Genomic DNA, 10,661 nt, shown 5'->3' with positions numbered 1-10,661 from the left:
GTCTGACTGCAGACGCGATACTCCAGACCAGCGGCACCAAGAAATATTCAACCACTTGCCTCAACACCATGTACCCAGCCAACAGCGCCGGCGCGTCGATCGACGTCAGCCAGATGGCTGGCCTCTCACTGCAGATGTACGTGCCATCGGGAGGACGGCGGCACAACCGTGCCGACGCCGTCTTCAAATGCCGACTTCTTCTACAGCGTCACCGGCAAGTGCGACTTCAACAAGCGCCCCTCGATAACGGTCCTGACACAGTAGGAGGTGCATCTCTGTGCCCTTTCCTTGTCCCTTCCTCGCTGTGAAAAAGCGGCCGAGCGGGGCTCGGTCAGATGGGAGGTGATCCAGCCGCTCTGAGGGCTGCTCGTACATTACCGGTTTCAGCCAAAACTGGCGGCCCGCAGCACTCGCGCGCAGGGCGACAAAAAACACCGGTGAGGCCAACTTCCTTTTCGACAAGAAAGCTTTCAGGGTCGTTGAGACCACGGAGGTTTCGCCTGATGGCCTTCCTGTTGCTGTTTTGGGGAAACACCCCTTTGCCGGCCGCTACGCGGGAACCGGCGACATGCCGATTTCTAAGGCGATGGAGGAGTACCGCTTTCCGTACGGGGCGAACGCCGCCGCGGCAGTTTGCGATTGTTCACCACCACCAGCAGATCGAAATCCGAACGATAGCCCTTCCTGGTATGCGGCTCGTCGACCCAGTCGCCACGCGCATAGGACCCAAAAGTATGATCTTGAGGATGCGCCCACGCCTTTTGCAGTCGGCCGTCCCGCCCTTGAGGGCATCCTCAAACTCCTCGAGAAGGAGTTTGACCGTCTTTCTCAGCTCGCGCTGTTTTGGTGGCGGGAGGTTGTCGATGCTGGATTTCATAAACAAAGGTCGGTCGTCCATTGCGTACATAGCCGAGACAAGCCTCGAATCTACAGACTGACGCGTTTGCCCGCATGAAGCAACGTGGTTAGTTCCCACGCCTTCGATCCTGTCGTTTCCAAGTACCTGCTCGTGCAGATTGTATGGAGATCCAAACACAATATTCCCGCTCGGTGGCAAAAGTAATGCGCGACGCCACGTGGTCCGAAGAATGACTACAAATTTCAGACAAAGGGGGCGAAGTCTGGAGCAGCCAGAATCGGACGGCATTTCAAGTCTCAACTCGGGCTAGCAAGTTCTATCCATGCCGGCGCATGATCGCTCGGCTTCTCCCATCCTCGCGTCTCTATATCCACCCCGGCATCGCGAAGGCAGGACGACAACGAGGGACTGACCAGCAGATGGTCCATTCGCAGACCAGAACTCCTGTCGTAACCGCCCCCATAGGAGTGATTCCAATAAGTGTAGACACCCTTGTCCGGATGGATGCACCTGAGCGCATCGGTCCAGCCGTCCTCAAGTATATCGGCATAGGATTGGCGACTCTCGGGAAAGTAAACCGCATCGCCAATCCATCGTCGCGGCGCCACCGCATCAATCGGAGTTGGGACGACATTATAGTCGCCGCACAGCACGGTCGGCGCGCCCTCTTGGAGAAGAGCTCGGCCGTAGCGCATCAGACGGTCGAACCAGCGCAGCTTGTAGTCAAACTTGGGACCAGGCGCGGGATTTCCGTTTGGCAGGTAAAGACAGCCGACAACCAGCCCGCCGATCTCCGCCTCGATATAGCGGCTATGGCTGTCGTCAGGGTCGCCGGGAAGCCCGCGTCGGCGCTCGATCGGGTCTACTCCGCGAGCCAGGATAGCGACGCCGTTGTAGGATTTCTGGCCATGCCAGATCGCGCGGTATCCCGTCTCACGGATCGCCCCAATTGGAAACTTCTCGTCAGACGTTTTCAGTTCCTGCAGGCAGACGATGTCGTACTTCGTAGTCGTCAGCCACCTAAGGAGCACGGGCAGCCGGCCATTAACGCCGTTCACATTGAAGGTGGCTAAGCGGATCATTTGCGCACGCGAACGGTGGCTTATTCTTTCAGCTTGTCCTCAATCTTCTTGCGGCTGTTGCCCACCGATTTCACGTCGCCCTCCTCGCGCCGGTCTTGCCCGCCTCGTATTTCACTTCATTATCCTGCCCGCCAGCAACCTTCGCGCGGTCCTGATTGCGTCCACCGGTTGTTCCAGTACTGGCCATTTCGTCCTCCAAAGGATTGCCATTCCAGACCCAATAACGCCGCCAGACTCTTCCGGTTCAATCTGTCGACTACCGCTTGGAACCGAATTCCACGCACACGATTGAATCGAGCCATGAATTCGAGTTCGACAAGTTGATGGGTATCGCGCTTAGGTCGCGATTCCGGCCCATGTTGCATGTCGCGCGGCCTGACCAGTCCTGCCAGAGCTTACGATGGCGGACTCGGCGCCGAAAAGCGCCGCGAGCCGAGATGCCATATCATAACGCCAATGTGCGTGTGAGCCCGCGAGCAAGGAAACGACCGACATGTCTTTGACCGGACATGGTCATCGAGCGCAGGCTAAGCCGGTCCGTCGCCTACCGGCCTAAGCGCTCTTCACTTGGCCCGCTGTTGAACGTGCAGCAGATCACGCAGGCGGATCGGCAATCTGGGCGAAGCGCGCAATTCGACACAACTCGTCTCCCAGTGTCCGAGGTACTCGGCGATCGGCATGCTGGTGCGGCCGGGCCAGCGGTTGAGTGCCCCCAAAGCCTCTACGCAGTCCGGCGCGCGGCCGTATTCGGCGAGGATGGTCAGCGACATTGCCTGGGCGAACGGATTAAGAGCGGGCATTTCGATCTCGCCGCGGTGGTCGGCGAACCACGCAGCGGCGTCGCGCGTGAGCCCCTGGCTTTCAGCCAGCGCTGCATAACGATCGATGATGTCCTGGCGGTACCGGGCGATGGCATCGCCGAAGGCATTGTCGCCTGCGAAGGGTGGCGCCTCCTTCCAGCTTTTCGCCAGACGTGCGAGCCCTCGCAGCGAGTGAGCCTCCACCATGGTTTCCTCGATCCATTGGCAAGGCGGCGCCGGCTTGGCGTCCGGCTGCCAGCTGTTGCACAGCACATGTCCGAGTTCGTGCCCGAACTGGTAGGCGAGCTTCGACCAGTCACGCTCGCCGATATCGACGATGATCCAGGCCATACTGCTGCCGTCCGGATGCAGCCAGATTGCCGGCGTGCCGGAAGTGTGCTCGTCGACACGCAGGCGCGTCGGCTGGCGGTCGGACAGCAGGCGGACGCCGTCGAGGCATGCATGCCGCATGCGTTCGACGACCTGATCAGCGGCTCCCTCAAGCATGTGGCCCCAGTCGCCGGCAAGCTCGATGGGGGCGGTGAGGAGGTTTGGTTGCGAGCTAGCTGAGGAAGGTGGGGAAGACATGACCCCGTAGCCTGTGCTCCAACCGCCGGAGGGTGTCAACGCCACTGGTGTGAGGCTGCCGGCCACTGAACCTGCTAGCAAATTTAGGAGATCTCGTCGCAGCAACTTCGAAACTCGACCATGTTGCCCTGCAAAGAGAAAAATAGGAAGTCCAGCTTGTTCTGCCATCGGCCGAGGTCTAAGCGTAGACCCCTTGAGAGTTGAACTACTCGGAAGCGGCTAGGGGACTCGAGGGTGGGCGAGGTGATCTTTTCCAAAACGTATGTTGGCGATGCTTTATCAAGCTGGCAGGTCGTCCACGAAATGTCGACTCATATCGTTGGCGGAGCTTTGGTCGTTCGCGACAGTGACCGCCGTGACTGGCATCTTCTACGACTTCACGATTCAGCTTTTCTGTTTCGAATGGTTCGGATGAGGTGCGTCCTCAGATTCTTGCCCACGACCACCACAAACTTCTATATCCATCACTATGGTTCTTTGGATGTTGCCGAAATTGCACTCGACGGCACCATAATAAACAGGGGTATCAGTCACACCATTTCGATCAACGCTCATCCAGATGACACGATCGAGATCGATGTGAGCTTTTTGAGTTGCCACGGGTCTCTCTCAATAGGCTGCTCCGACAATGGTCGTCCCGTCTACGCCGGCACTGGACTCGAACAGTTTGCACTCTTGAGCGTTCTGGTTGAAACGTTTGATGCATACCCCGAGTTGTCTCGCACGCCGGCAGAGGAGCGGATCACCCTCGTCGATGTTGGCGGCCAAGGAGGGCTACAGCTCAAGTGGATGCTGCGAGCCGATCATATTACGCCCGTCGTGTTCGAACCCTTGTCGTCGGAAGCGAAGGTGATACGACAAACCCTCGATCGAATTCCGGGCGCGCAAGTGGTGGAAAAGGCGCTGGCAAACACTTCTGGCCCCCAAAAGCTGTATATTACTGCCGGATCATACTGCTCGTCTTTGCGAGAGCCAAATTTTGAGATCCTGCAGAACTACTCAGTAGCCCGTGTCTTCAACGTTGTCAGCATGCAAGAGGTCGAATGTGTTCGATATGACGAATTGTTCCGCGCAAGCGCGGTTCCGTCACCGGATGTTATAAAAATAGACGTCCAAGGTCTTGAATACGAAGTTCTGCTTGGTTTCGGCCACCTTCTGGAATCCTGTTTGGCTATCGAGCTGGAAACGCATGTTGTTCCGATATATCGAGGACAAAAGCTGATTGGTGACATAGTCGACATTCTGGGCGATTTCGGTTTCGCCCTACGCCAGCTTAATCAAGTACCGCACTTCGATGGCGATGCAGTCGAGTTTGATGCCCTTTTTACGAAGAGGCGCGACAAGGTTGCAACTCTTTCTGATCTAGAAAAGCGAAAATTTGCTGTAATCATTCAGGTGTTAGGAATTCTTCCTTACCCGTGAGGCCATGAATAGAACGACCGTTCGCCAGCGATCGAGGTAGAGTCCTTCAAGGCTCACCCCTGATCCGTCGCCACTCGATCTGAAGGTTGCTCATCGTCTAGAATAACGAGTGGCGGCATGCAAAGAAAAGCTTGCATCGAGCCGTATGCCGCACACATCGCGCAGTCAATGCCCGTGTCGTCAAGGACGACGCCAGTTCCAGGAAACGGGATAAGTCTGCTGCGGAGCGGCAGACACTTTTCCAGAAGTATCCGCGCACCCCTTGGTGTGATTGTGTATGCCTGAAGCCCAAACGAATGCTCTACCTTGATAAGGAATCTGGAGAAGTTCTCGGACTGGAACAAGGCAGTTCTATTAATATATTGACGATCGTAGAATTCCATTTTGGCTTTTGAGAAACCAAGGTCAAGCCAGAGAAAGGATGGGTCAAATATATAGCCCCACTGTATGATATCCCAATCTGCCCGTGCTTGAGATATAATACTGGTGGATTCCTCCGTGAATCGAAACGATGACCGAATATCGTCTTCGAAAATAGTTATTGTCTTGTTTTCTGAAACCGACAGCTTCCACAAGCTGATATGAGATAGAGCGCACCCCAACGTGCCCGGGGGATACGGACAATCACTGGTAATCAGACCTTCCTTGATGAGCGCCTCCCTGTCGAGAGAAGTGCCGTCAACGGCTGATACGCGAACGGTATTGTTCAATAGATGCCAGTTGTTACTTTGGTACCTGCTCCAGCGCTCGATGCTGCGGTCGAGGTTTATCAGGTGAATTTTCGGGGAACCCGTCGGCTCGACAAGCCGGGCTGGCATCGTCCCGGAGACAGAGGGCGTGGCGGCAGTGAATGCGGAGGTATCGCCCGCACCATGCAACAGCGCTCGAGCCCGCTCGATGCCATCACTCACATGGTATTGGCCATCGCCAAAGGTGATGTAGCCATAGACTTGTCGGTTATCCATATACTGGACGATTCCGGCCTTCCTGGCGCTGGCAGCAAAGACAACGTACTCGTACCGCGATGTGCCGTCCTCGTATGTCAGTTCGGTCAGCACGTCAGCCCGGACAAGATATGTGCAATGCACGAGCGGCACCTCGATGGCGCCGCGCACGTGGCGGTTGAGCACCCAACCATACTGATCGCACTGCAAATAATACCCGTTGGCATCGATCTCGGCATGAAAGTTCGAATAATATTGGCCCGGCGAGATAGAGCGAAGCAGAGGAGCGACGATTGGCAAATCAAGCGCGACAAGTTCTCGCAGCGTGGCCGACCTCACGAAATTGTCGACGTCGGCCACGAAATAGAAATCGCAGCCGTGCTCGAGCGTTTTCCGCAGACTTATGTTTCGGATTCGGCCAAGCACCCTGAAGCGCGTCTCATTCCATTCGTGCTCGCCAAACTGCTCAACACGATCGACGACGTCCGAGGCGTCGATTTCGACCGCCGCATAGAGGTGACCCACGCGCTCTACCCATTCGCGCAGTATATGCTCGGTCCTGTCGGTATTGTTGTTTGTCCTGATGTATAGGACGATCGATGCCTTCGGGTAGTCGAGCGCCTCGATGCACTCGAGGTAAAGCGGCAGTGCCGGTTCCTTCTGCTTTGCCAGGATTGCAATCAGGATGCGCGGTGAACCCTTCAGGCGCGACCGCAGCGAACGCTGCCGGATAAGCTTGTGCTGATCGATCAAGCTCTCTGTCCCGAACGCCCCGAGATTCGACGGTTCATGCACCGGAAGCTTGTCAGTGGCGAAACGCGCGTTGGCTACCACGCGCTTCGCCATTTCCGCCGGCAATTTTTCGCTGGCGAGCAATTTCAGACAGGCGTCGAGTGAATCCCGGTAAGCGCCTGTCCAGTAGGCATTGACGGCAAACTCGTCGAGCAATCCGTAATCGTAGACCCAAGGCTGTATGAAAAGTCCAGGGGGTTGTGCAAGGTCGAGCCCTCGACGCGCAAATTCCGCTCCCTCCGCGTTCCGGCCCTGGGTGCGGCAATAGAGGCTCGCGGCGTGAAGAGCTTCAGCGCGGGCGGGAACGGCCTGCGTCGCACGCTCAAAGATTGCAACGACCTCGTCGAATGGCCGTCCCAGCGCTGCCATGAGATTGCCCGCTTCGAGCAGGCTGACATAGATTTCCTCGTCCCAGAAGCCCAGCTCGGCGCGCTTCAGATAGTTTGCCAGCGATTTTTCACGTTCTCCGGAATCCCTATAGCTCTGCGCCAGATAGAAGGTGTATCGCGAAATAAGGAACGGGTCGGTCTCCGTAGCAAGCGCGTTTTCAAGAACCGCCGCGTCGTCCTGGTACTTTCGCGGGTTTTGACTGCGTGCTCCGCCACGCCCCGTCGCCACGCGAAAACCCTTGGCGGTCTCGCGTGTGAGATGGCCGGGAGGGGCCTCGAGATATTCGTGCAGCACGCCCTTGAAGGAGAAGGGAAGCCGGTTGCGGCAAATCTGCGGGCGATAAAACGAAATGCCCCCATGGGACACCTCGACGTCGTAGAGATCGTGTTCCATGTTCGACTTGAACGCGATCGGATCGAAGTCAGCGTCTTGGACCACGACGTCGTCGGCGTCGATGATCATGGCGTAGTCGACCGTCTCGACTTCACGCAGGCGGTCAAGGGCAAAGGTACGGTTGTACGCAAAGTCCCGCCAAGGCTCGTCGATGACTGTGCCTTTGACATTGTGCAGGGTCAGGAAGGTACGGATGATGTCCTGCGTGCCGTCCTCGGAACCCGTGTCGATGACGAGCACGTAGTCAACGAGAGGAAGCGCGCTAGCGAGGCATTGCAAGATGACCTTTGCCTCGTTCTTGACGATCATGCACAGGCCGATGGTGCTCATGCTAATCCCTTGGCGGAGCGGCGTCCGTTACACGCTGCTGGAAATTGTTGAAGGGAATTCCTGCGCCTTTGTCCGGCTTTATATCTCATGCATCACCCCGCCGCTTTGGCCATTTGCATGACCTTGTTGCAAAGAACGATTGCCCCTTCACAGCCAAGTGCTGCCTCAACCCGTCCATTGTTTAGCCAGCGCTTTCCGTCGCAGCAAGGGTCTTGCGGTCGCTCCGGACCAGAGGGTTAAGAACAGAATTTCCCGTCGACCCAATCGCTGAGGCGCAAATTCCGCCGCGACATCGAGGGTTCGACGCGAACCAGAGGGCACCCTTAAGCCTCGGATTTTTCGATGCGTTCGGCCCATGCGCGCCATTTGATGTCGACCGAAAGTAGTTACTCATGGTCCACAATTAATAAATTGTTAACTTGGTTATTTACAAGTTGCTAATTTTAGATTTTACTAATGTCTTGTGTTGAGAGGGTTCCCGCGAACCGGGCAGAGGGCCTGTTGGGCTGCGTCTGCGAAGCCAGGAGAGTGTCTGGAGCAAGTCACTTCGTGCGTGAGGGCGTGGCGAGTGTGTGGTGACGTGCAAGAGAAGACGTTGTACGGCCTTGAACTCAAGGCCGGCGTTTTCCCAAATCTGATGTTCCCCCCGCAAGCAGTTGGTTCCCTCGTAAGTCGTCGTCGAGAAATCGGGGACACGCGTGACGGGAGTGACCATGGTTGGGGTGATACCGTGTACGAGGCGATGGGGCCATGACGCAGGCTTAGGCGTAGAACAACGCCTGAATTGCCCGCAGTCGGCCAACAGCACGGATTACCCAGCGATTGATGGGTATTCCTCGGTGTCCTTTGGACGCCTCACTCACCTGGGCGAAGACAACTGGGGCGCCATCCGATCGAGCGGCACGAAGAGGCTGCCAAGCCTTGCGCACCCGTCTCTTAGACCTGCCCGCAATGCGGCAATGCGCGCGACCGGCCTCACCGGGCGCCCGCGCTCTGCAGCCATTGAACCAGCGATTGAAATCTAAGGTACGACCAAGAGAAGCTGCGGCCCGGCCGCCGGCGACCAAGGAGAAGATGATGAGCTTCACGGCAGGATTTGCGGCTATGGAAGTCACCGTTCGAGGCATTTTGCCGATCGGCGACACGATTGAAAATATAAATTATTTCATTCTGGACACGGCCAAGAGCGCTATTGTCGGTCAGGTCGTTCTTCCCAGAGCCGTCAAGCGAAGCCTCGCTGTCGCCCTCACCGTCAAAGTCCCAAGCACCGCCGGCTCGCTTGCCATTGGGACGTTTGATGAAGGCGGGAACTTCCAGGTCGCCAACTTCCTTCGCGTCGAGACGCCAGTGGTGGAACGTCCCCACGGCGCCGTCGGGCCGTCCGGGAGGTAAATCTCTTTAGTCGCAGTACTTGCCGGCTAGGCCAGTGAGTGGCTGCCGGTGAATTGAGTTCGAAGCCAACAGGAGCCAGTCATGGCCCGTGCCTCTGAAGTTCTTTTTGTCGATCCTTCAGTTTCCGACCTCCAGGCAATTCTCGGCAGCGTGCGACCCGAGGTTCAAGCGATTGTGCTCAACGGCCGCCGACCGGCGGCGCGGCAGATCGCTGCCGCGCTCGCGGGGCACGCAGGGCTCGAAGCGGTGCACGTCATTGCACATGGTGGGTCTGGGCGTGTCGGCTTCACAGCAGGGGAGTGGTCATCAGCTACATTGCAGGAAGAGGCCGAGGATCTTGCCGCAATCGGCCGGGCGCTTGCCACAGACGGCGAGCTGCGGCTGTGGAGCTGCGAGACGGCGTCGGGGGAGGCGGGCGAGACCTTCGTGGCGGCTCTGGAAGAGGCAGTTGGCGCGGACGTCTGCGCATCGAGAACGCTAGTCGGCGCAGCCGACCTGGGCGGCGCCTGGGAGCTGTGCGCACGCAGGAACGCGTCCTCGCCCCTGCCGCCACTGACCTCTGAAGGCGCGGCGGATTACGTGGGGGTTCTGGCTGCGGGCGATCTGACACTTACCGGCACTATAGATACTGGATCAAGTAACAATATCAACACGTACTACTTGATTGATACAATTAATACGCCAGCTACAACCGATGATACGGTTGTAGGTAGCTTTCAGTTGCCATCCGCAGCCAATGTCGTGGCTCCAAAATTCTCGATAACAGTAACAGTTCCAGATATTGGCCATACTTATCTCATCTATGACTCTGGCTTCCGCCTATACGGCACACTTACTTTTGTCGCCGACGCTGACCCCGTCACGGCGGGCAACCAACCGGGTTATCTTTTCGCTACCACGCCAATCAACAACCCAGGCGCCGCGGGCAACGATGGCGACCACTTTAATGGTGGCCTATTAACCCTCGCGAGCACTGGCACCGCGGGTGCGACAGGGGCCGCTGGTGCGACCGGCGCTACGGGCGCAACCGGCGCTACGGGCGCAACCGGGGCTACTGGTGCGACCGGCGCCACAGGCGCGACTGGCGATACTGGTGCAACAGGTTCGACCGGGGATACCGGACCAACAGGCGATACCGGAGCAACGGGTGCTACGGGCGATACCGGTGCCACGGGCTCAACGGGAGCCACAGGCGATACCGGAGCCACAGGTGCGACGGGCGATACAGGAGCGACTGGCTCGACCGGTGATACCGGAGCAACAGGCTCTACTGGTTCGACCGGAGCAACAGGCTCGACTGGAGCAACAGGCTCTACTGGTGCGACCGGCTCGACTGGAGCAACAGGCTCTACTGGTGCGACCGGTTCGACCGGTTCGACAGGTTCGACCGGAGCAACCGGCTCGACCGGCGCCACAGGTGCAACCGGTAATACCGGAGCAACTGGCTCGACAGGATCGACAGGTTCGACCGGCTCTACTGGGGCAACAGGTTCGACCGGCTCTACTGGGGCAACAGGTTCGACCGGCTCGACTGGAGCAACAGGCTCGACCGGCGCCACAGGTGCAACCGGTAATACCGGAGCAACTGGCTCGACCGGATCGACAGGTTCGACCGGCTCTACTGGGGCAACAGGTTCGACCGGATCGACCGGAGCAACCGGCTCGACCG

Annotated in this window: 6 protein-coding genes and 3 pseudogenes; 4 read left to right on the top strand and 5 right to left on the bottom strand. The window is 57.8% G+C overall.

The annotated features are described in order from the left end of the window. Nucleotides 1-264 (top strand): annotated as a pseudogene (locus P3C39_RS32715) (hypothetical protein); the annotation flags it as partial. A gap of 365 nt (nucleotides 265-629) precedes the next feature. Here the strand turns inward: P3C39_RS32715 and P3C39_RS32710 are convergent. From P3C39_RS32710 to P3C39_RS32695, 4 genes and pseudogenes are all read right to left on the bottom strand, one after another. After that, nucleotides 630-877, bottom strand: a pseudogene (locus tag P3C39_RS32710) (nucleotidyltransferase domain-containing protein); the annotation flags it as partial. 278 nt (nucleotides 878-1,155) lie between these two features. Next, nucleotides 1,156-1,941 (bottom strand): exodeoxyribonuclease III, encoded by a 786-nt coding sequence (xth, locus tag P3C39_RS32705; protein ID WP_275955061.1) that lies wholly within the window; start codon nucleotides 1,939-1,941, stop codon nucleotides 1,156-1,158. A 20-nt stretch (nucleotides 1,942-1,961) separates the two neighbouring features. Then, nucleotides 1,962-2,128 (bottom strand): annotated as a pseudogene (locus tag P3C39_RS32700) (DUF3606 domain-containing protein). Nucleotides 2,129-2,504: 376 nt separating this feature from the next. Continuing rightward, complete coding sequence (locus P3C39_RS32695; protein ID WP_275955062.1) at nucleotides 2,505-3,395, bottom strand: hypothetical protein; 891 nt, start codon at nucleotides 3,393-3,395, stop codon at nucleotides 2,505-2,507. Between the two features lie 168 nt (nucleotides 3,396-3,563). Here P3C39_RS32695 and P3C39_RS32690 point away from each other — a divergent pair, with 168 nt between their 5' ends. Beyond that, complete coding sequence (locus P3C39_RS32690) at nucleotides 3,564-4,751, top strand: FkbM family methyltransferase (protein WP_275955063.1); 1,188 nt, start codon at nucleotides 3,564-3,566, stop codon at nucleotides 4,749-4,751. A gap of 53 nt (nucleotides 4,752-4,804) precedes the next feature. On the opposite strand, the gene P3C39_RS32685 is transcribed toward P3C39_RS32690, so the two are convergent. Next, nucleotides 4,805-7,600, bottom strand: coding sequence for a glycosyltransferase family 25 protein (locus tag P3C39_RS32685; RefSeq protein WP_275955064.1), 2,796 nt, complete (start codon nucleotides 7,598-7,600; stop codon nucleotides 4,805-4,807). A gap of 1,077 nt (nucleotides 7,601-8,677) precedes the next feature. Here P3C39_RS32685 and P3C39_RS32680 point away from each other — a divergent pair. Both P3C39_RS32680 and P3C39_RS32675 read left to right on the top strand, forming a co-directional pair. Continuing rightward, nucleotides 8,678-8,992, top strand: a complete 315-nt coding sequence (locus P3C39_RS32680; RefSeq protein WP_063170476.1) for a hypothetical protein — start codon at nucleotides 8,678-8,680, stop codon at nucleotides 8,990-8,992. An 81-nt stretch (nucleotides 8,993-9,073) separates the two neighbouring features. Further along, on the top strand, nucleotides 9,074-10,661 hold a 1,588-nt coding region (locus tag P3C39_RS32675), incomplete at its 3' end, for a DUF4347 domain-containing protein (RefSeq protein WP_275955065.1).

Origin of the sequence: Mesorhizobium sp. XAP4 (assembly GCF_029269325.1) — a bacterium.
Classification (GTDB): Bacteria; Pseudomonadota; Alphaproteobacteria; order Rhizobiales; family Rhizobiaceae; genus Mesorhizobium; species Mesorhizobium ciceri.
Note: the sequence above shows the minus strand (reverse complement) of the source record. Positions and strands in the feature narration are given on the sequence as shown.